The sequence below is a fragment of the Mycoplasma bradburyae genome (genome assembly GCF_024339025.1).
Taxonomy (GTDB): Bacteria; Bacillota_I; Bacilli_A; order Mycoplasmatales; family Mycoplasmoidaceae; genus Mycoplasmoides; species Mycoplasmoides bradburyae.
In genome coordinates, this window is sequence record NZ_CP101415.1 from 769,619 (window position 1) to 793,271 (window position 23,653).

The 23,653-nt window shown below is 27.8% G+C and carries 17 protein-coding genes; 2 read left to right on the forward strand and 15 right to left on the reverse strand.

Annotation, left to right across the window (positions count from 1 at the left end):
* Positions 1-754: 754 nt before the first annotated feature.
* Together NMG77_RS03905 and NMG77_RS03005 are read right to left on the reverse strand one after the other, a co-directional pair.
* A complete protein-coding gene (locus NMG77_RS03905) occupies positions 755-943 on the reverse strand; it encodes a TM2 domain-containing protein (protein WP_408954340.1) in 189 nt (62 codons plus the stop codon).
* Positions 944-1,183: 240 nt separating this feature from the next.
* Positions 1,184-2,953, reverse strand: coding sequence for a BMP family lipoprotein (locus NMG77_RS03005; RefSeq protein WP_255045730.1), 1,770 nt, complete (start codon positions 2,951-2,953; stop codon positions 1,184-1,186).
* Between the two features lie 415 nt (positions 2,954-3,368).
* Here NMG77_RS03005 and NMG77_RS03010 point away from each other — a divergent pair, with 415 nt between their 5' ends.
* Together NMG77_RS03010 and NMG77_RS03875 are read left to right on the forward strand one after the other, a co-directional pair.
* Positions 3,369-4,238 (forward strand): thymidylate synthase, encoded by an 870-nt coding sequence (locus tag NMG77_RS03010; RefSeq protein WP_255045731.1) that lies wholly within the window; start codon positions 3,369-3,371, stop codon positions 4,236-4,238.
* The gene (locus NMG77_RS03875; RefSeq protein WP_322098507.1) at positions 4,238-5,188 is read left to right on the forward strand and encodes a dihydrofolate reductase; all 951 of its coding nucleotides are present in this window, start codon (positions 4,238-4,240) and stop codon (positions 5,186-5,188) included. Before NMG77_RS03010 ends, NMG77_RS03875 begins: the two co-directional genes overlap by 1 nt.
* 80 nt (positions 5,189-5,268) lie before the next feature.
* Here the strand turns inward: NMG77_RS03875 and NMG77_RS03025 are convergent, their stop codons facing one another.
* The 13 genes from NMG77_RS03025 to NMG77_RS03085 form a co-directional block, all read right to left on the reverse strand.
* Entirely contained in the window at positions 5,269-6,030 is a 762-nt protein-coding gene (locus NMG77_RS03025) for a 5'-methylthioadenosine/S-adenosylhomocysteine nucleosidase family protein (RefSeq protein WP_255034492.1), read from the reverse strand.
* A complete protein-coding gene (locus NMG77_RS03030; protein WP_255045732.1) occupies positions 6,002-7,096 on the reverse strand; it encodes a nicotinate-nucleotide adenylyltransferase in 1,095 nt (364 codons plus the stop codon). The genes NMG77_RS03025 and NMG77_RS03030 overlap by 29 nt, the downstream gene beginning before the upstream one ends.
* Before the next feature lie 13 nt (positions 7,097-7,109).
* The gene (locus NMG77_RS03035) at positions 7,110-8,207 is read right to left on the reverse strand and encodes a GTPase (RefSeq protein ID WP_255045733.1); all 1,098 of its coding nucleotides are present in this window, start codon (positions 8,205-8,207) and stop codon (positions 7,110-7,112) included.
* Entirely contained in the window at positions 8,200-10,590 is a 2,391-nt protein-coding gene (gene parC, locus NMG77_RS03040) for a DNA topoisomerase IV subunit A (protein WP_255045734.1), read from the reverse strand. Before parC ends, NMG77_RS03035 begins: the two co-directional genes overlap by 8 nt.
* Positions 10,590-12,494, reverse strand: a complete 1,905-nt coding sequence (gene parE, locus NMG77_RS03045) for a DNA topoisomerase IV subunit B (protein WP_255034496.1) — start codon at positions 12,492-12,494, stop codon at positions 10,590-10,592. Before parE ends, parC begins: the two co-directional genes overlap by 1 nt.
* A 70-nt stretch (positions 12,495-12,564) precedes the next feature.
* Entirely contained in the window at positions 12,565-12,864 is a 300-nt protein-coding gene (locus NMG77_RS03050; RefSeq protein ID WP_255034497.1) for an HU family DNA-binding protein, read from the reverse strand.
* 27 nt (positions 12,865-12,891) lie between these two features.
* Positions 12,892-15,324, reverse strand: coding sequence for a hypothetical protein (locus NMG77_RS03055; protein ID WP_255045735.1), 2,433 nt, complete (start codon positions 15,322-15,324; stop codon positions 12,892-12,894).
* 588 nt (positions 15,325-15,912) lie between these two features.
* The gene (locus NMG77_RS03060) at positions 15,913-17,355 is read right to left on the reverse strand and encodes a hypothetical protein (protein ID WP_255045736.1); all 1,443 of its coding nucleotides are present in this window, start codon (positions 17,353-17,355) and stop codon (positions 15,913-15,915) included.
* Positions 17,356-17,419: 64 nt separating this feature from the next.
* On the reverse strand, positions 17,420-18,340 hold the full coding sequence (gene ruvB / locus NMG77_RS03065; protein WP_255034500.1) for a Holliday junction branch migration DNA helicase RuvB: 921 nt from the start codon (positions 18,338-18,340) through the stop codon (positions 17,420-17,422).
* A complete protein-coding gene (ruvA, locus tag NMG77_RS03070; protein WP_255034501.1) occupies positions 18,327-19,007 on the reverse strand; it encodes a Holliday junction branch migration protein RuvA in 681 nt (226 codons plus the stop codon). The genes ruvB and ruvA overlap by 14 nt, the downstream gene beginning before the upstream one ends.
* Positions 19,008-19,049: 42 nt before the next feature.
* A complete protein-coding gene (locus NMG77_RS03075) occupies positions 19,050-20,780 on the reverse strand; it encodes a hypothetical protein (protein ID WP_255034502.1) in 1,731 nt (576 codons plus the stop codon).
* 5 nt (positions 20,781-20,785) lie between these two features.
* On the reverse strand, positions 20,786-22,210 hold the full coding sequence (gene gatB, locus NMG77_RS03080; protein WP_255045737.1) for an Asp-tRNA(Asn)/Glu-tRNA(Gln) amidotransferase subunit GatB: 1,425 nt from the start codon (positions 22,208-22,210) through the stop codon (positions 20,786-20,788).
* Positions 22,203-23,651: an amidase family protein gene (locus tag NMG77_RS03085; RefSeq protein WP_255045738.1), complete on the reverse strand. Its 1,449-nt coding sequence runs from the start codon at positions 23,649-23,651 to the stop codon at positions 22,203-22,205. Before NMG77_RS03085 ends, gatB begins: the two co-directional genes overlap by 8 nt.
* Between the last annotated feature and the right edge of the window lie 2 nt (positions 23,652-23,653).

Sequence of the window (23,653 nt, forward strand, 5' to 3'; positions counted from 1 at the left end):
ATTAAATATAAAAATATATATCTTTGACAAAGATATATTTTAAATCTAATTAAATATCATTTAAAAACCCATTAATTTAAATTAATGGGTTTTGTTTTAAACATTTATTTAATCTTATTTTCTATGATTTAAGTTTTCTTCTTAATTACTTTTCTTCAATTAGTCATCTTCAACTTTAAATCAAACAGAAACTATTATTAATTTCTATATGAATAATTGTCTTATTGTCGCTAATTAAATGAATTTATGAAAGGATATTCATATCTATTTTCTTAAAGATAGAATTCCCTATTGCTATACTCATTACCATTATTATCAATGATAAAATGCCGCGAACCAAAGGAATAAAAAACTACTAAAACTGCAGCTAAAATCGCAATCCCTCTTAGCGTGCCGATATTTTCTAATATTAAGAAATGACTATTCATTTCTAATTTGTATTTAATGAACCATTTTTTATAGCTATAGGCATTACATAAATTTATGAAACTATGAAAATAGTAAATATTGTTACAGCTATTATAATCATGGATATAAGATAAGTATCTTTAGTAGAATCTGTAGATTTCAGAGAATCACCATTAAATACAACTACTTTAACAAGTATTAATACAATATATATTAATTCTATCAACGTTGAAATGATCATACATATCAGAATTGATATGCAACTTGACCCTAAATTTTTAGTCTGACTTTTTAAAAAATTTTATTTAAATCTTTTTAATTGATTACAAATTTAATAAAAGTTAAATTATGCTTTTCAATCAGATATTAATTGACCATTTTCATCTTTCATTTTTCCACATATAGCTAAGACAAAATCAATCATTGCTCAAATTCCTAATCCACCTGCGGTTAATAATTTAGCTATACCTAAACCTATACGTCCAGCATAGAATCTATCAACGCCTAGCCCTCCTAAAAAAACGATAATAAAGATAAAACAAGTCTACTTTTTTGACTCATAAATTATTTTCTCCAATAAATAATTAAATTCTTATTAATTTGGATTCAGATAAATCTAAATTAAATAAATATGTTAATTTCTTTAACACACACAAATTATATATATATATATAATTGCAAGTCATAAGATCGATTTTAAGCAAAAATGCTCGATTATTTTAATAAAAAAGGTACACCGTAGTGTACCTTTTATTTAGATTTTTAAGTCTCTTAATTATCTTAGTTTAGAGAATACAAATGTTTTCTTAGATTGATTTAATAATTCGCCTGTTGCTTGTTGTTTAGAAGAAGCTAATAATGCGCTAGCGTGACTTAAAGCGTTATTATTTCCTTCAATAGTTAATACAGGTAATAATTTAGCATCAGCTTCAATTTTAGTTTTGAAAGTTATTAATTCGTTACCTTTAATTACTCATCTTGTCTTATCAGATTCAGAAGAAAATAAAGTAGAAGTACCAGCTAAAATTTTAACGTATTGTTCTAAGATAGATTGCTTATTACTATCAGTTACAGTAACTAATGCAGATGATTCAATTTGCTTAGGTTCATTTGATGTAGTTGCAGTAGTAGTTGCTTCTGCGGTAGCTCCTGAATCACCTGACATTGTTGCTGCTCCAGTGCCTGTGCTAGATTCACCTGCAGCCGCAGGATCTGCTCTTAATGTTGAAGCTCTAGTTGATGAATTCATTTCAGCCATCATCATATTCATAGACGAGCTATTCGTTCCGGTGTCAGCTGATACTGAACCGCCAGCTTCAGCTGTAACTGTAGCTTCAGTATCTTTAAATAATTTAGCTAAATCCGGTAAGTATGCTAATCCTGCGTTTGATAATGAAACACCATTGTTAGCTAATGAAGCTAGGTTATTTCAACCGTATCCATAGAATCCATTATACACCTTACCATCTTTAATAGCTTTTAAAGTTGAATATACAGCAACATCTAACGCTTTAACAGTTGAGAAAGCGATGGTTTTTCCTCCAGGAGCGCCTTGTAAAGCTTGAGTAGTTGCTAAATTTTCTTGAGCAGTATCAACACCGATTAATTGAGCTTTGTGTTGTTCTTTTTTAGATAAAATAGCTGATTGACTTAAAGCTGTTTGAGGACCAGCAACTGGATAAACTAATGAAGCACCGTTATCTAATAAACCATCAGTAATTGTTGTAGCTTTTTGTTCAGTGTTACTGAATGATCCTGATACATCAGCAGCTAAACTATCACGAGCTCCATCATTTTGTGTTTTATTAGAACTTATTCAAGATAATTTTTTAAATCCTTTAACTTTTGGTTGAACGTATTCATTAAAGAATATAGCACCTAATCTAAATCCATTTAAGAAACTAACTGTAGAAGGAAGAGCTAATCCAACAAATGAACCAATTCCATATGTTTCTTTTCCATCTACCATTACAGTTTTGAAGAAACCAGAATTTTTATTTACTAAAACTCCAGCAGCAATACCAGTTAAGAAAGCAGCGCTTTCAGTTTGGAAAGTTATAGCTGAGATATTAGTACCATTTGTTTTAGAGATAACACCATCAACGAAAATAAATCCAAAGTCTTTAAATTCATTGTAATAAGCAGTGTTATCTAGAATCTTATTTAAAGCAGATTCTTGATTAAACCCAGTAGCTACAGCAACTAAAGAACCTTCATTTTTAATTTGTCTGTAAGTGTTGATTCTCTTATCATCAGTATCACCAGGTCTCTTTCATAAACCATCGTTTACTGAAATACTACTACTATTAGCTTGTGGAATGTCAATCATTAATTCTTTTTTATAGAAATCTCTAATTCCATTAAAAGAACTTTCAGAGAATGATTGGTCAGCTAAAGTTGATGAATCATTAGATACTACCAACTGAACTGAAGATTTATAAGAAAGTGAAGCTCCACAAGATGCTAGAGTAGCTCCTGCGATTGAAGCAGCACCTGCGATCCCTAAAGCAGTTGTTATTTTTTTAACTTTAGTTTTATTTTTCATAAATTATCGTATGTACCTTCAAATATTTACTTAATCTTATTATATATATTAATGCGATAAATTAACCAAAACTTTTTTAAAAACATTAAATATTGGTTATTTATTACTAATATAATCCAATAATTTTCTTTGAATACTTTGGCATAATCATAAATTATATATCTAGTTTTATTGTTAATTTAGATTAAGACAAAATAATATCTAATATGCTTTATTAATAAAGAAATTTGAATATCAATTTAATTAAATAAAATAGTTTTTAATTTCAATAAATGTGTTTTTCTTTCTTTTTAAATGCGAGATATATAGATCTAATAGTAAGATCAGAATTGAAAAAATAATATCATTTCTAAATTTAGATATTTTTCAATTATAACTATTACATAGTTAATAAACACAACTAGATCATTGAGCTATGAAAACTTATTTAAATTTATTAGAAAAAGTAAAAAACGAAGGTGAAATTAAAAAAGATCGAACTGATACTGGCACTATCTCTTACTTTGGTACACAAGCTAGGTATGATTTAAGAGAAGGGTTTCCATTGCTAACAACAAAAAAGATGGCTTGAAAAGCTATTTGCCATGAATTGTTGTGATTTCTTAAAGGTGATACGAATATTAAATACTTAGTTGATCGCAATGTTAATATCTGAAATGAATGACCTTACGAGATTTTTAAAAAATCTAATGATTATAATCAAGAAAGCTTAAAAGAATTTGTAGAAAAAATAAAAAACGACGGTAAATTTGCTGAAAAATACGGAAAATTGGGTCCGGTTTATGGAAAACAATGACGCGATTTTTTTGGTATTGATCAAATAAAATGAGTTGTTGATGAAATTAAGAAAAATCCGTTTTCAAGAAGATTAATTGTAAGCGCTTGAAATCCAGCAGAAATTAAAGATATGACATTACCCCCTTGTCATAGTTTTTTTCAATTTTTCGTGAACGAAAAAAGGGAATTATCACTTCAACTATACCAAAGAAGTGGTGATATGTTTCTAGGCGTCCCTTTTAATATAGCTTCGTATAGTTTGTTACTCTTAATGGTAGCTCAAGTAAGCGATTTAAAAGTCGGCGAATTTATTCATACAATTGGCGATACTCATATTTATTTAAATCATATTGATCAGGTAAATATTCAATTAAAAAGACAACCAAAAAAATCACCTAAAGTTATTTTGAATCCTGAAATAAAAGATATCTTCAAATTTACGTTTGAAGATATCACTTTAGAAGGCTATGAATACGATGAAGCAATTAAAGCTAAGGTGGCTGTCTAATGATTAAATTAATTGTAGCTGTTGATCAAAATAACCTTATTGGCGATAAGGATAAAATGCCATGGCATATTAAAGAAGAATTTGTTCATTTTAGAAATACAACTATTCATCATGCATTATTATTCGGTAAGAGAACTTTATTGGGTTTAAAGTCAAAACTTAAAAATCGCAAAATTTATGTTTTAAGTAACGTTGATCAACCTATGGCTGATCATACAATCCATAATGATAAGGAATTGTTAGATTTATTTAACGAATATAAAGATAGCGAAAAAATTCTCTTTATAGCAGGCGGTAAATCAGTTTATGAAAAATATTATATGTACGCTGACGAGATCATAATATCTAGAATTAAAAATTCATATAAAGGAGATGTTTATCTTAATTTAGATCTAAGTAATTACCGATTAATAAAAACGATAGATTTTAACGAATTCACCGTCGAATATTGAAATAAAAATTCTTCCAATAATAACTTAAATCCTAATGCTATTTCTTGAGATGAATATTTTATGATGTTAGCTAAAACATCAGCAATGCGTTCAAAAGATCCATCAACTCAAGTTGGTGCATGTGTGGTTAATGATAAAAAATACGTAATAGGCTTAGGGTATAACGGAATGCCTAAAGGTTTAGATAACATCTTTCCTTGAAAAAGGGAAGATGAAGACCCTTCAAAGACTAAATACCCTTATGTAATTCATGCTGAAATAAACGCTATTTTAAATACTAGTACTATTATTAAAGATTGCACTCTTTATACAAACTTGTTTCCTTGTTCTAATTGCGCAAAAACTATTGTTCAGAGTGGAATTATTGAAGTTGTTTATGAAGATAATAAATACGAACACTTGCCTGATAATAAGATATCAACATTCATTTTGGAAAGCGCTGGAATTAAATTAAGGCAACATAAGATCAGTCATAAAATAATTAAAGAAAATAGTTAGTTTTGTTTAATATTTTTTTAAAAATACGCGGTAAAATAGCTATTTTTTTCAAAAATTAATATATTAAAATAATAATAGATTTATTTAGAAAATTCATTTTCAAATCATTCTAGTATTACTTGATATGAATGATTTATTAATTCTTCTTTATTAAGAATTAATTCTTTATTATTTTTCTTATCAAATACTTTAAAACGATAATCCACTTTATCTAAAACATGATCTGATAATTGATCATCTAACTTTTTATTCAATTCATTTAACTTTACATAGTCTGATATGACTTTGTAAATTTTTAAATTTTTAAAGTTGTTGATATGACACACTTGAGCTATTGCACAAGCTTCCATTTCTAATACATCAATAGGTATATTAAGTTTCGAAATTATTGCTTCGTAGTTAAAACGATTTATAAAACTATCGGTTGTTAAACAAGTATAACTTCCGTTTTTTAATTCGTATGATGCTGGTAATTTTGGTATTTGTCCAAACTCGTAATTAAAATAAGTAACATCTACATCGCCATAAACCAATTTATTTATTTCAATTAATTCAGCTGGTTTTAATTGATGATTTATTGATCCAGAAATTCCAATATTAATAATATTTTTATAACAATCCAGATCAATTATATGCTGAGTGCAACTTGCTGCGTTTGTTTTACCGATACCAGAAATAGCAATGTCTACATCACCAATTTTTTCAGAACTGTAAATGAAATTAGAATTACTATTCTTTTTATAGTCGTATTGTTTGAATATTAAATCAACTTCATCAAACATTGCGGCTATAATTATATATTTTTTGTTTGGGTTATTTTTGTTCGTTTTTCATTTGAACATATTTCCTAATTTGATCATGAGTTAATTGAAATGCTTGATGAATATTTTTATAAGCTAAAGCTTTAGCTTTATTAATTTTAAAGTAACGATTAATATCTTGTTTCACTCTATGAGATTCTAATTTATCAGCTAAATAAACAATTTTTTCCAATGGAGTGGGTTCTTCTGTATTTATTATTGTGTGATAATAAATCGAATTAAGTAATTCTTCATCTTGATATCCAAATTGATTTTTTAAAATTCAAGCTGCTACATATCCATGTAGGACTCTGTAGTCAGAATCGTTTTCATAAGGTTCAGGATTAATATTTTTATCGAATTTATCACGATAATATAGCATAGTTTTTTCATCTAATTCTTTAGCTAAATCATGATAACAGCCAGCAATATATGCTTTTTGACTTAAATTTGGATAATTAAAATGAGCAAATCTTCTGGCTAAATTACCGACCCTAAGGCAGTGTTCGTATCTTGTTGAAGATTTTAAAAAATGTTCTAATCGATCAGTAATATATAGACCATTATCATTTATATAATCAAGATTTGTTTCATCTATACAATTAATTACTTGTGTTCCGTTTCTAATATTAGTTGATGAGATATCTAAATTTTCGCCATCGATTTTTAAAAAATTAAATTTTTTAATATTTTCATGATCTTTGAATTCATTATTTCTTAAATAATAAAGCATTTGACAATCTTTTGCCATTGTTTCAGCTTCATCTCATAAGTGAAATTTTTCTAGATTATCACTACCGATTAAAAAATAAATTTGAGCATCTTGAAATTTTTCTTTAAAATATTTAACTGTTAAATATGATTTCTCATTTTGAATGTTCAATTCATATCAATTAAAGTGAAATTTATCGTTCTTTTTAACGATATTTTGAATCATTCTTTTACGATGAATGTCACTAATTTTAAAAGCCTCTTTAAAAGTTGATTTATAGGTTGGAACAAAATAAATTCGATCAGCATTTAATTGTTCTAATGCTTTTGTTGCTATGTGAACATGTCCATTATGAATCGGATTAAAACTACCACCAAAAATTATTATTTTTTTCATTTTTCTATACCTATTAAATCAAATTAATAATTAATAAACAATCTCTTATTTTATCTTTCTTATAAACTTCAATCTTCTTGATTCCTTTATTTAATTTAATTAAACAAACTCCATTAATTAGTAAATTATTTTGGGAATTATTTAAATCATAAGAACTAAAGTTATCGTTAGTTAGATAATTAAATTCTGTTAAATCACTGAATATATTATTGATTTTTTTATCAATTGTTTGTTCGTTATTAACTGATGTTCGATGAATTCTAAGTGCAGTTGGACAATAAAAAGTAATCGATGTTTTATCGATATTTTCATCTAAATAAACTTTTAATTTAATAAAGTCTTCGCAATAAAAAATTTGATTAGAACTGATTTGGAAGGTTATAGGATTTTTTCATTGATGAGATATCAATCTTTTAATGCGCTTAGAATCTAATTCATAAAGTCCATTAGATTCATCTAAATAACCAGGGGTATCCAACAAACACAAACCACGCTTTTTAATCTGGTTTATTTTTAGTGTTGTATTTAAATAAGGTGAAGTTGTTAAGAATTCCTTTTTATCAATATCATTTAGCTTTAATAATTTATTTATTAATGATGATTTACCAACATTTGATTGACCTAAAAATACCGCTTTTTTACGGTTAATATGCGCTTTTTTTACTAGTTCATCTATCTTTCTTAAATCATAAGAAAGATAGATAGAATTAAATAAAATTTGACTATACTGTAATTCAATTCCATTGTGTTTGAGATTATTTATAATCTTTTCTTTAATTTGTTCAAGATTATTTTTTTTAGCTAAATAATCAATCTTATTAAATATAAGATAAAAACGATAAGAATTAATTAAGCGTTTTATTGTTTCTAGATCAAAGATAAAATTAGTTGGATCAACTAGATAAAAAACACAATAATTTTTTAGTTCTAATGTTTTTAGGTAGTCATCAATATCTTGTTTAACAACAATCTTTTTTTCATCAACTTTTTTATAATGTTTGAACTGAAAACAACGTTTACATAATTCAAAACGATTGATATCAACACAATAACCTAAATCATTAATGTTATCCGAAAGATAATTACCACACCCCTGACACTTCTTATTCATAAATTATTTTATTTAAGAAATAGTTTTTAAATTCTTGTTTTAAATCAAGATATTCTGAAGATAAATTTCCTAGAATTATCTTATTTAATTCTAGATTAACTAATTCATAATCATTATTTAAGCCGTATAAGCTTGATTTTTCTGTGTTTAGCAAGAACGCTTTTACTAGTGGAGTTTTATTTTTAGATAATCCTAGATTTTTTCCTTGAGTCGCTCTTGTTTGATTATCAATTAAAGAAACTTTTAGTTTTTTTAATTGGTTGTTTTTAACTAAAACTAATTGATCAATTGATGAATTGATTACATCAAAACCTACAATATAGTCATCATTTTTTAGTTTGATAGCTCTTACACCCATAGATTTTAACCCTGTCGGATTAACTTCATTCACAAAGAATCTTAACGCGTAAGCGTTTTTAGTAACCAAAACAATTTCAGCTTTTTGATCACTTAATAAATTAGCACACACCAATTCATCATTATCCTTCAAGCTCATGCAAGTTGTCGGCTTGGTTGATTTTATCTGATCAAGATCAGATAATGCAATTTGCTTAATCATTCCGAGTTTAGATAACAAAACAACATGATCATTATTATCTTTTATCTCGATTAATTTAATGATTTTTTCATTATCTTTAATCGTAGTTAATTCGTTAATATCCATCCCGATTTCGCGTGGTTTAGCTTCCTTAATCTTATGAGCATTAAGCACAACAACATTACCATAGTTGGTAATAAAAGCTACTTTGCTTAATGAACTAACTTTAATTAGATCGCTTAGATCATCATCTTGTTTTATCTTAAATGTTGATAAGTTTAAATTTTTGTAGTTATCAACATTTAAAGCTTTAATTAAGCCATCAGCAGAACTTAATAGATATAATTCTTTTTTCTCGATAATTTCTGATTCATCGATCACAATCTTTTCAATATTTCCGCCAATAACAGATCGTCTTTTAGTGTTAAATAATTTCTTATAACCTCTTAAAATATCTTTTAGATGTTGATTTAATGCATCTTGATTATTTAACAATATTTGGTGTCGTTTAATTCTTTCATCTAAAGTTTGTTTTTCTTCTTTTAATAGAACAACATCAGTATTAGTTAAGCGGTATAAACGCAATGAAACGATCGCTTCTGCTTGAATAATGCTAAATTTATATTTAGCCACTAAATTATTAATAGCATCCTGTTTGTCTTTTGATTTTTTAATAATAGCTACAATCTCATCAATAATACTAGTAGCCTTAATCAAACCATCAATTACTTCAACGCGCTTAAGATCTTTTTTAAGATCAAAACCGATCCCATTTCTTAAAACTGTATAAGCATGACTTAAATAACTATCTAAATAGTTAAATATCGACATTTGAATTGGTTTTTTATTATCAATTACGATATTATTAAAATTGTAATTAATTTGTAATTGCGTATATTTATATAAGTAATTTTTAATGATGTCTAAAACTTTATCATCTTTTGTGTTAGTTTGTAATAAGATTCTGATTCCAAAGCGATCAGATTCATCTCTCACCTCAACTAGTTGAGGTAATTTATTAGCCTCAATAATTTCTTCGATTGAACGAATAATGCTTGATTTGTTTGTTTCAAAAGGGATATCAGTAATTACCAAGTTTTTATTTTCATTAATGATATTAGCTCTAATCGCAATCTTTCCTTTACCAGTTAGATAAGCGTTTCTAATACCATCGTCATCTAAAATAATTCCCCCTGTAGGAAAATCTGGTCCAGGCATAATTTTAAGAATTGAATCTAACTTACAGTTAGGTGAATCAATTCTTAAAATGATTACATCAATTAATTCTTTTAAGTTGAATGGCGGAATGTTAGTTGCATAACCAGCCGCAATACCAGTAGAGCCATTAACCAACAAATTAGGTAACAAAGTAGGTAAAATAGTTGGTTCAACTTCGCTATCATCGAAATTATTCATAAAGCTAACGGTATCTTTATGAATGTTATCAAGCATTAGATTGCCATATTGAGATAATCTAGCTTCAGTATATCTCATAGCAGCAGCATTATCCCCATCAATCGATCCGTTGTTTCCTTGCATATCGATTGATGGTATATTATTTTTTCAACTTTGCGTCATTCTTACTAACGCTTCGTAAATTGATGAATCACCATGAGGATGAAATTTCCCAATAACTTCACCTACAGTAGCTGCTGATTTTCGGTATGGTTTGTTATAAAACAAACCAAGATTATACATCCCGTATAATACTCTTCTTTGAACTGGTTTTAAACCATCCCGAATATCGGGTAAGGCTCTTTCTTGGATAATGTACTTAGCATATCTGCCAAAGCTAAGTGACATGATATCATCCAAGTCTTTTTTAAATATCTTTTTTTTATCCATTATTCTTCAACACTAAAATCAACATTTTCGTTTATTCAATTTTTTCTAATAGCAGCATCATCACCCATAAGGATAGCAACTTTTCTTTCTGCTTGAACTGCGTTAGCAATTGATACTTGAATCAATTGTCGCTTTGCCGGATCCATTGTAGTTTCTCATAATTGTTCAGAATTCATTTCACCTAAACCTTTATATCGTTGAACTTCATATGATGAACCATATTTTTCTTTAAGTTCTTCAAGTTGATATTCATCTCAAGCAAAGGCTGATTTAGACGAATTTTTAGCGCTAATTTTATATAGTGGAGCTAAGGCGATATAGATCTTTCCTTGTTCAATCAATTGACGCATATAACGATAAAAGAAAGTAAGCAATAAAACTTGAATATGAGCTCCGTCGGTATCAGCATCTGTCATAATCACGATCTTATGGTATTTAAGATTTTTAATATTGAAATTATTTCCGATACCGCAACCTAAACAAGTAATAATTGATAAGATTTCTTCGTTTTTTAAAAGATCTTGTAAGCGTGATTTTTCGACATTAACAACTTTACCTCTAAGCGGTAAAATAGCTTGAAAACGCTTGTCGCGTCCTGATTTGGCTGTTCCTCCAGCTGAATCACCCTCAACTAAAAAAATTTCGTTTAGTTCTGGTTTTTTTAGTTGAGCTGGAGTTAGTTTACCGTATAAAACTCTTTCAGTTTTAGCACTTTTAAGCTTCTTGGTATTTTCTTTAGCTTTTTTAGCGGCATCTCTTGCTTCTTTAATTAATTTAAAACGATCAATTAATTGTTTAGCATCAGTTTTGTTTTCTTCTAAAAAATAAAACAACTGTTGACTTAAGATTTTTTGAACAGCATTTTTTGCTTCTTGAGTAAATAGTTTATTCTTTGTCTGCCCTTCGTATGCAATAATTTTCTCAGGAACTTTAACACTTAAAACTACACTTAAACCTTCTTTTATATCCGTTCAATCAAAACCTTTATCTTTTTGATTAATTAGTTTGTATTTTTTAGAGTAGTCATTTATTGTTTCTAGCATTGCTTGCTTGAAACCATTTTCATGACTTCCTCCCTCGATCGTTTTTACTGAGTTAGCAAATGAAACGATTATTTCAGATTCATTATCTGTGTATTGAAAACAACCATCGACTTCGATTTTTTCGTAATCACCTTTAAAAGCAATTAGTTTGGAAATCGCTTTCTTATTTTCATTAATGTATTTTATATATTCTAAAATACCATCTTTAGCAATAAATGTTTCAGATAATTCAGGCTTGTTTTCATCTACAAAAACAATTTTTAAGCCTTTAAATAAAAACGCTGATTCATGTAATCTTTCTTTGATGATTGAAGAATTGAACTGAGTGTTTTTAAAGATTGTTTTATCAGGTCAAAATTGCACGATAGTTCCGTGTTTTGTTGATGATGCAATTTTCTTTAACGGTTGAACAATCTTTCCTCCGTTTTCATAAATTGATTCATACATTCCACCATCACGATGAACTGTAACTATTAATTTTGATGATAATGCATTGACAACTGAAGCCCCAACCCCATGCAGACCGCCTGACACTTTATAAGCTTGATCGTCAAACTTACCACCTGCATGTAATACTGTATAAACTGTATCAACAGTTGATAAGTTTGTGCTTGGGTTTTTACCAACAGGTATTCCTCTACCATTATCAGTAACAATAATCGAACCATCCTTTTTATGAACAACTTCGATTTTGTTAGCTGAACCATTTAATGCTTCATCTACAGCATTATCAAATAATTCTCACACCAAGTGATGCAACCCTCTAATATCAGTTGATCCGATATACATCCCTGGTCTTTTTCTAACTGGTTCTAATCCTTTTAGAACCTTAATATTCGTCTCATTATAATTCGATGCCATAAATGTACTATATAAAACAAATACTTTTAATGATCTAGTCATTAAAAGTATTACAAAAGATTCATTTTGATTATTTAGAACCTATAACTTCATCATTTAAGATTTTAGATATTGTTACTTTGATTTTTTTACCTTCAGGAATTTGAATCTTTTCTTTAGTTTTAGGATTAATTCCCATTCTAGGTTTAGTTATTTGAACTTTGAATTTACCAATATCAAATAGTCTTACTTCACCAGTAGTAGCTAATTCTTTAGCTAAAACTTTTTGTAAAGAAGTAATTACTAAACGAATGTCTTGAACTCTTAGATTAGTATCGTCAGCAATTTCTTTAAGATATTCAGCTGCACTTAATGTTTTGATCTTTGCCATAGTATATATATTTTATTAAATTTTAGATTATCCGATTTGTTTTGTTAATTTTATTTCTGGGTTTCAACTTAATTGATCTTGTGCCATCTTTTGATGAAAGATGTCAATAGTAGCTGCTTTTTTATTTCTGTAGAAGTCATTGTATTGACTTTTTTTAGTTGAACTAGTTTGTTCGCTTGTTAATTCTCTAGTTGTATTTTCATCTACTCTTTTTTCAATTGTAACTAGCTTAAGATTTTCTGTTATTCTTTCTTTCTTTTTAACCTCACTTTGTTGATATAAATCAACATATTCATCTTGATCTTTCTTAATTTGATTTATATTAATTTTACCGTTAATTTCAATATTTTCTGCTTCGTCTTCATTATTCGAAGTTGAATTAATTCTTTGTTTAATACTCGCTAATAATTTAGGGTATTTTCTTTGAATTAATAAGAAATAAGTTAATGTTGTTATACCCATCATTAGAAGGATCGCTGCAATAACTACAACCGGAATAAATCAGCGTTCAATCGATAATTTGAAGTTATTATCAAATGTTAATAATCCCGTATTTGAATCGATTGTTGCATCCTGTTTTACTAAGCTATCTTTAGGTTGTTCTTTTTTAAAGTTAGCTTGAATTTTATTATCTTTTATTGTTAAAAAGCTAAAGATAAAGCTAATATCACCTAATACTGAACTATCTTTGATTTTTACATCAAATGGTAATTGTTTATATTTAGCATCAAAACCGTAAAGATCAAAAATTGCTCGTTTTGTTTCAGTTACAGTTTTTTCGTCATCAAGTAAGCGTCTAATTTCTGTTGGCGTTTTATCAAGTAATGGTGAATTTTTATTGTAATGAGTTTTAATATCATTTACATTAACTGCTTCAAAACCAAAAATGTCTCGATCAACTAGATTCAGTTGTTTTTCGCCGTATTTTAACTTTATTTTGATGTTAATTAATCCAAGATTTTCATCTGAATTATAAATTAAACTTCAACTCTTATCTTGTGCGATTTTTGATTGATTTTCTAAATTTTTATAAAACTCAGGTATTACTAAAAACTTATTAAAATCATTTCTCATTTCATTCTTAGCATAAACTGAAGCAAAGCTTTCTTGATATTCTTGTTTGTTCATTTCATCGATTAATTTAGCTTCATCGATGTAGATTGGAACAATATTTGAATATATATCAGATTTCTTTTTAAAGTCCGCTAAATTAAAACTTACTAATCCGTCAACATAGATATTACTGTTATAAAAAACATTAAACTTTTGATTCTTTTGATCGTAAATAATGTTTGTTATTTTATCAGAATTAAGTTTGAAAAAGTCGTTTGTATAACTTGAAGCAACATCTTTAAAAGTAGGTGCAGCTAAAATTCTTTCTCTTTCAAAAGGATATAGTGTTAAGTTATTTTTTTGTTTATTAACCCCAACGATACCTTCACCTTTAATAAAAATTAAATCTGAAAAGTAATTCTCATTTGGCATTGTTCCGATTTGTCCAAATTGATCGATTGGAGAAATCGAGTAATATCACATTCTTGTAGTGTTGTCGTTAGTGAAATGGTATTGAGCATAAATCGCATTGTGATCAGCATCATAAACCATTGCATTGATTTGTCGGTTGATATCAAAGCTAGCACCACCTGGAACATATGCTCCATTTTTAATATTGATAATTTGTGAACCGACTAAATTATTTTCATCATCAAAAAAGTTGATACCAGTAAATAAAGCGTTGTTGATTGAAAATGATTTAACAATTTTAATTGATGTAAATGCTTTGTTAATTGCTGGAATGTTTTCTACTTCAAAACTACCATTTTGGTTATAAACAACAACTTTTAATTGATTGTCATTAACGCTGAAGCTAACAATTCTAGCATTCTTTATTAAATCATTTCGTTCATCAACTTGAGTTGATAAGTAAGCAGCAACGTTGCTAGCTTTTTCTTGAGTTGCTATAGCTCAAGCATTTGTTTGATCAATTAAACCAGTATCTAAATCAATAGGATAATAAATCGCATTATTTAAATCATCTGATACAACAAAGCCTTTTGTTGGATCGTTATCATCTACAAAATAAAGTTGTTTGTAATCGTTAGATAAAACAATAGATTGTAATTGGTTGTTTAATTCATCATAAACACCAATTGTTGTTTGTTGAATTAATTTTCTTTGTTCTTTATCAAATACAACAGCGTTGTTAAGTCTAAGGAAATTTTTTCCTAAGAATAATGTTTTGTCATTGTCAATGTATTTGTATTTAGATAAGTCGTTATCTCATCTTTGAAGTTGTTTTTGATTTTCTTCTTCTACTAATGTAGCAGATTGATTAATTTGAGATGATTTGAATGAATTAGTGCTGTAAGAATTGCCGATTAAACCAGCAGTAACACCTACTGTTGGTAATAATGACAAGCAGCTTAAAAAAAAGATTTTATTAATGCGTTGATTTTTCATACTGAATGCACTTGGCTTTGTGTGAATATTTTAATGATCTAAAAAGTTGTTTTCAAGAGGTTTGTTACATCAATTTTTGTTAATAATATTATTTATATTATTAAGTTTTTTCAATCTGTTTATGTTGATTTTAAGCTTTAAAAATGTAATGATTTTGGTTAGTTTTTATATAGCAAAAACCCTTCATATATAATAAGGAAGTAAATTTACCTTTAAATAAGGGTTAAACAAGCAAATTTGAAAAATTTAAAAAAATAAGTTTTTCTTGAATCAATTATCTAAGATATACCTATTTCTTCCTTAATAAAAATTATTATTGGCAATAAAATATGAGTTAGCTATTAAGATAAATTGTTTTTAATTTTTCTAAACATAGCCATTAAACGCTAATAAATAGCCCTTGTAGCGTTTTTATTAAGTAACCTAGTAATTTTATACTACTTTTATTATTTTCAATCTTAGAGGCTTATTTATTAACATTTTTGTTTTTTTATTTGTTTCTCAAGAATAAAATGTCTAAAATCAGTTTCATAAAAGATAAATATAAAATGAACATTAAACCAACCGATTTAATGTTCATTTATCTAATTATTTTAGAAGATTAACTGTTTTAGATATCTTAGAAAGCAACATTGGGTAAGATATTAAACTTGTTATTTCGAAGAATACACTGAATGACAATGGTGCTTTTAACGAATCAAAGTCATAACTGTAGAAGTTCTTCTGACTACTTATTTGATTGCTTGATAAAACACAAACTAATGCGAGAGCACGATATATTGAACTAATCACTACATACACAATTGAGATAGCCACTAAAATCGCATTTAGTGTTTCAGATTTTAGATTTAATGCTTTTGAAACATTTAATGTCTCTAAAGAATTTAGGATATATAAAATCGAAAGAGCTAAAACACCAATCCCTAAAAGAGATGAAAAAATCCCCATAAATATTGATGCTAAACTGAATTTTTTAAGTCGATCTAATGTTCAAACATCATATTGAAGATCAAAGCTAGAAGTTTCGGGTTGTTGATATTCTTCTTCTGGAGCAGCTTGATTTTCATTAACAACTGCAACTGCTTTAGAATCTTTCTCTTCTTGCTGTTTTCTTAAAGTTTCTTCATCAACAACAACTAGATTAGTTTCTAGTTTTTTGCGCATGAAATCTTCAAGCGTCATTCCAGATGGATGTGTTGATGGTTGTTTAGCTGATGGCGCAGGGGCAGGAGTTGGAGTAGGCGCTTGAGGAGTTGTAGTCTTTAATTCTTCTGCTGTTTCTTCAGGGGTAGGGTTTGGTGATTCTTGGATTTGTTGAACTGGTTGAGGCTGTTGTGTTGGTTGAATTGATTGTGCTTTATTAATCGGTTGAGGTTTTTCAACTGGTTTTGATTGTTCAACTTTTTGGTTTTGATTGAAATCTTTTAAGATTGCTTGTTGTGGTTCATTACTTTTTAATGAAGTAATTGGCGCCTCTATCTCACCTTCATCATCAACTGAATTTGTTTCATCTTGAGCAACAAAATCTCTAAGCGAACTAGCCGGTCTTTTATTTAATCCTTGAGCATCTGATTTAATATTTTCGTTTGGTTTGTTAGGGTTTTGTTGTAATTTATTTAATATATTAAGAGTTCCAGGTTGATTAGAATTAATTGTTCTATTATTTAATTGTTGGTTATTTAAATTAGGATTTGGTCGATTTAAATTACCATTTAAATTATTAGGATTTTGACTTAAATTAAGTTGTGGATTAGGTCTTTGTTGTGCATTTAAATTAGGTCTAGGATTTAATCCGAGAGCAATATTGTTAGGTTGATTATTTTGGTTTAGATTAGGATTTGGTCTTTGTTGTATTTTATTAGGACTATCTAATCCATCTTTCTTTGTCTGAGCATTAACAATTTGAGCTTGCGCTTGATAAATATTAGCATTAGGTCTTGGTTGTTGTTTGCTAGCGATATTAACAGAAGGTCTTATGACTTGCTGCAAATTGTTATTCTTATCTATTGCTGGATTAGGTTTTTGATTCATATGTTTTTTGAACAATAATATCTTGGTAATTTTAATAAATTTAAAAAATAAGACAATTAGGAACCTAATTATCTTTAAAATATTCGATTGCTTTTTGAGTTATTTGACGACCTTTAGAAGTCTTTTTAATTAAACATAGTTTAATTAAATATGGTTCAATCTTTGATTCAATTGTAAATCCGTCAATTCCACTAATTAATGAAAGCGATTTCAAACCAAGATATTGTTTTGGATTATTTTCAAAAACTTTTAAATATTCTAGATCTAGATTGGATAAGCCAAATTTGTGGATATTAAGTTTTTCTAGTATCTGATGAATATTCTCTTTTTTATTAAATAGCTTAAAATCCATAACCCGTTTATAAATTCTTAACGCATTTCTTGGTGTTCCTTTGGAATTCAATGCTATGCTTTGTATTTCGTCATCCGATAATTTAATTTTATCCTTAGCATTAGCCGTCTTAATGATTTCAAAAATTTCTTCGTCTTGATAATAATCGAGTTTTAATAAAATACCAAATCGTTCTTCTAATGGATCAATTATTCTTCCATACATTGTTGTCGCACCTATTAAAGTAAAGGGTGGTAATTTCATTCTTGTAAATTTAGAATTAAAATCCTTACCTATTAAAATATCAATAACATAATCTTCCATTACAGGAAATAATAGTTCCATAATGGCAGGATTTAATGAATGGATTTCATCGATAAACAACACGTCATTTTTTGATAATAACGAAAAAGCATTTAGTAAATCAGATGGTTTTTGAATTTGTGATGCTTGCAGAATTTTAATTTTTGATTTTAATTCATTTGCTATTATTTGGGCCAGTGATGTTTTGCCAACACCTGGTGGTCCATAAAATAAGACATGGTCTAAAGATTTGTTTTGACTAATTGATGCATTTATGAATGTTAAAAGTTTTTCTTTTAATTCATTCTTACCTATAAATTCATTGAAATTTGTTGGTCTAGTTAATTTCACTTGTTCTTAAACCTATTTGTTTAATAACAACTGCAACTAAATCAGCTGAGTCATTAATTGTTTCTTTTTTGAAATCAATTTCACACAACGCACTCTGAATTTGTTCTTGTTTATATCCTAAATTTATTAAACAATCTATCGCCTCAATAACTAAATCTGATAGCACTTCATCTATATCAGCTTGGAATTGGTTGGTTTCTTGCTTTTTGCTTTTAGACTCTTCTTCATTTTCTTTATCATTCAGAATTTGACTTCTTAAGAAACCTTTATTAGCAATATCAGACGCTAGAAGGATCGTAGCAATTTTCTTATTCATATTCTCTAGTTTTAATAATCCTTCTAGGTCATTATTTTTAATTAACGACAAAACATCATCTTGATTGTTAGCCATAATATTAATTGCTGTTTTAGGTCCAATTCCATTAACTGTCAACAACGATTTAAATCATTCTTTTTCTTTTAAACTCTTGAAAGCATAAAATTCTTTACTTAAAGAGTTATTTTGCGTAACAAAAGCTAATTCATGTAAAAAGATTAATACATTTGTATCAGATCTACTAAAACCGCTATTTGGTTTTACATTAACCCAATAACCTCAGTTATTGGCAACAAACAACATTTTCGTGCTTGTAACATATTCTATTTTTGCATATACAGAAGTTATCATATTCTACTCCTGTTCAAGATATGTCAATTTTTTTAAAAAGAATTAAAAAAGATTAATTTGATTATCTTTTGCTGCACGTTTCATTTTTTCTAATAAGGTTATTAGGTTTATTAAACACTCTTCATAAGATCCGTTCGCAAATAATCTTCTTCTGAAATCAGTAACATAGTTATTAATATCTTGCGATTCGTAGATATATTTATTCAAGAACATAAATGCATATTGACATAGTTCTTTTAATTCAACTTCTTTAATTGATATAGCTAACGCTTCAAGAAAGTGACGCTCCATCTTTCTATGCAATCCATCGAATTTAACAATGTTTTCTTTGTAATTTTTATTTAAATTACTTTCCATTATGTTTAATTCATTGGTGTTGTCAGCAATCAACTTATACAATTTATCATTCTTGATATCATTTTTTATGAAATAATTTCTAATCATTCCAAATTGCAATCTTAAGTTATTTGTATTAAATAAAAAGTTTTCATAAACAGCAATATTATCAGCTATTGTTTTAATTAAATGTTCGATCATATCATTTAATTTAATAGCGTTATCTGCAATACTGCTAATTAAAACTAGATATTCTTTATGGCTATAAGATTTCTTATTATCATCATTAATTTCATTAACCAATGTTTTTAATTGAGCTGATTTGTAATTAATTTCTTTAATCTGCTCAATTAACATATGATCTTTTTTGAAGTTAAGAATAAAGGTATCAAGTTTGTTTTTTAATTTCTCAAAATTACTTATGTAATGTTCAATTCATCTTTGAAACGATTCATAAATTACAGAAATCGTGCTCATTGATTTGATTTCTAAATCTAATTCGTTTTTAGTTCGATAAATCAATTCAAACTTATCCTTCATTACTTTTTCAGCGTAATGAAAATTACGATTAATTAAAGCATCATACACATCATTTAATTCTTTGTTTGTGTATTTAATAATCGTCTGAACGCGTTGTTTAGATTCGTAAGGAAAGTTTTGTTCTTTAGATAATTGATTGTAAGAACATTGCATTTCTTCCAATAAATATTTTAGTCTTATTCTTCACTTATTAAGAACGAAATATGTTTTGCAAGTATTAATAAGAGTTGGACAAGTTTTTAGAAAATGTTCGATAAAAGCTGCTAAATTCTTATTCATTAACATCGTTGAAGCATCTTCTAACTTAGCTAAACAAGATGAAAAAGAATTAGTCATTTTTAATAGCTCACTATTATCAAATGAAGGTAATATATATCTTTCTAAAAACTTAACTAAATCATCAAACAATTCCTTAAAATTAACTACTAAGGCAGATGAATTATTTTTGTATGCTGAGATATCACCTTTAATATTGTTAAATGATTCATCTAAACTCTGAGCCTTATCTAGATATAAAGAAATTTGTTTTGAAGCTTTCTTTGTGTATTGAAAATCAAAATGATAGTCAAAATTACTCAATTCTTTAATTGGTTCATAAACAGCATCAATTTGCTCTCGATAAAAATCATTAAACTTATTAATAAACTCAACAACATGCGCAAGTTGTGATCGTTTATTAGATAATTTTGTTATTTGCAAAATTGTTTGTTTGTAATTTTTAGCAGATAAAAGATTATACTTTTCTCTAAACTTATAATTCTTATTAATTGATCTACGAACGCGGATAAATATAACAAAATAAACGCTATATAATACAACTACAACAAAAGCAATTACTGCTAAAAGAATAATTAGAATTGATTGGATACTCATATATGATGTATTATTAGCGTTCATTTTATCTATCTGTGTTTTTGAATTAATTCATCTAATACTTTGATACTAACATTAGGGTTTGCTTGACCATTAGTTTTTTTCATCAATAAACCTATTAATAATTTCTCTACACGTTCTTTGCGTGTATCGTAATCATTTAAAACATTAATGTTTTCTAATAAAATCGGTTCAAGCAATGCTTTGATTTCACCAGGTTCTTTGATTTGCTTCATATTTAGTCTTTCAACTATCTGAGCAACTGTTTCATCTGATTTAATTATTTCATCTAAAACTACTTTTGCTTGCTTTTGGTTTAAATCTTCATTTTTAATCATTACAAGCAAATCACTTAAACCATCAAATCATTTTGGGTTAATTAATTCTAGTTTTAATTTTAATTTATTAACACGACCAATTAATTCGATTAATAATCATTTTGACACCAAGCTTAAATCATCAATTTTACTGTTAATTTCATTTAATTTTCTGTATAAAAAGATATTGTCTAATAACAGATCTACAAATTGTTTATCAAGCCCTTGAACTAATAATTCTGATTCAAGTTTCTTAATATCAAAAACTGGCATCTGATTAGTTTGTTCTAAAAATTCTTGATCAAGTTGGATACCTATAATATTCGGTTCAAACATATAACGATAATCAACTGCATCAGTCTTTTCACGCATAAATACAGTTTGATTTAATTGATCATCATAACGCATAGTGGCTTGAATCAAACCTTGGTTTGATAAAAGCATTTCTTGTTGTCGATTAATTTCGTAATTAATCGCTTTTTCAACATTATTAATCGAATTAATATTTTTGATTTCAACTCTTGTTCCGTATTTTTTCACGCCATATGGACGAATCGAAACATTAACATCGACACGCATAGAACCTTCTTCTAACTTAGCGTCGCTGATATCATTAAAAATTAGGATTCTTCTTAGATTTGTTAAATATTCTTTAACTTCTTGTCCGCTTTCAAACACTGGATCAGTAACAATCTCAATTAATGGAGAACCTGCTCGGTTATAATCTAATAAAATTTTGTTATCTTGATTTAATTGTTTGGCAGTATCTTCTTCAATATGAAAACGCTGAATTGGTATTTTTTTATTAAAGATTTCAACATAACCATTCGTAGCTATTGGGTGATGTTGTTGGGTAATTTGATATCCCTTAGGTAGGTCTTGATAAAAATAATTTTTACGATCAAATCTTACGTGGTGATCAACATTTTTCATGTTTAAAGCTTTAGCTAATACTAAAGCTTTTTTAACTACCAAAGCATTAGGCTCAGGCATTGTTCCTGGTAATCCTAAATCAATCGGATGAACATTGCTGTTTGGATTATCTGTGTGCGAATTAGCTGATGGAGAAAACATCTTTGTCTTCGAATTTACAGCTACGTGCACTTCTATACCTATTGTCGGTTGGAAATTATGCATTTATATTCCCTCCATAGTTATCTAATTCTGTTTCGATTATATGAGCTGTTTTTACAACTAATTCATCTTTAAATTGATCTGATACTAAATTTAAACCGATTGTAAGATTTTCGCGATTTTTAATCATTGGAATAGTAATAGATGGATGTCCACCAAAATTAGCAATACTTAAGAAATCATCGATTAAGTTAGAACTTGCTATTCCTTCTTTAATATCATCAATTGTTTGCGCAAAACTACTTGCACCTAATGAGAAAACAACATCGACAGATTTTTTTGAACGTTCAAACTCTTCAACAATTAATCTTCGCGCTTTTTGCGCTTTTTTGAATAGCGGTTCGTAATTATTAGCTAAAGTAATATAAGCTCCGATTGTGAATCTTCTTTTGATCTGATTTCCTAATAATTTAGTTCTAGCATTAATTACCTTCTCATCATAATTATCACCTTCCACTTTTTCACCAAATGGAATACCAGTCAGATTAGCATAACAACTATTAGCCTCTGGGAAACTTAACATTTGGTAAGTTGGAATTGTCGCTTTTAATAAATTGATGTCAAACTCAAGTTCAACAATCTCAAACTTGTTGGTTTTTCTTAAGAAATCAATTACTTGTTTTCAAGCCGTTAGTACATCTTCATACATATAAGGCTCTAAATTCTTATAGTAACCTAAGCGAATCTTTTTATTAGATGAATCAGATTCTAATAAATTATTAAGTAATTTATTAGTTGTTTTTTGTGATGTAAAATCTTTTGAATCGTATTGAGTTAAAGCATCAGCTACAATAGCCACATCAATAACTGATCTAGCAAAAATCCCTACATGGTCAAGTGATGGTGCGTAAGGAAATACACCATAACGCGAAATCAAACCATATGTAGGTTTAAAACCTACAACACCTACCAAACTAGCTGGTCTTCTAACAGAGTCACCAGTATCAGTTCCGATACTAAAAACAACAGAGTTATTCGCAACACTAATAGCACTACCAGAAGAAGATCCTCCTGGAGCATATTTTTTAGATATCGGGTGATGCGTATAACCAAAACCAGAATCTAGACCGGTACCACCTAATCCGAATTCGTCCATATTGGTTTTAGCCATCATAGAAGCATTCATATTTTCTAGAATCTTATAAACTGTTGCATCGTATGGTGGTTTATAAGATCCCAAAAATCTTGATCCTCCAGTCGTCCTAATGTTCTTTGTCGAAATATTATCTTTTAAACTGTAAGGAATATAAGCTAATAAAGAGCTATTAAGATTATCTGGATTGAAGCTATTTGAACTAGAACTTAATAAATCTTCATTTACATATAAATAAGCATTAGTTCATGAGTACTTATGAATTAATTTTAATGAATTTTTAATTAATTGTTCAGGCGTAACTTCTTTTTTTCTTAATTGATTATTAAGTTTTAAAATTTCTGATTTCATAA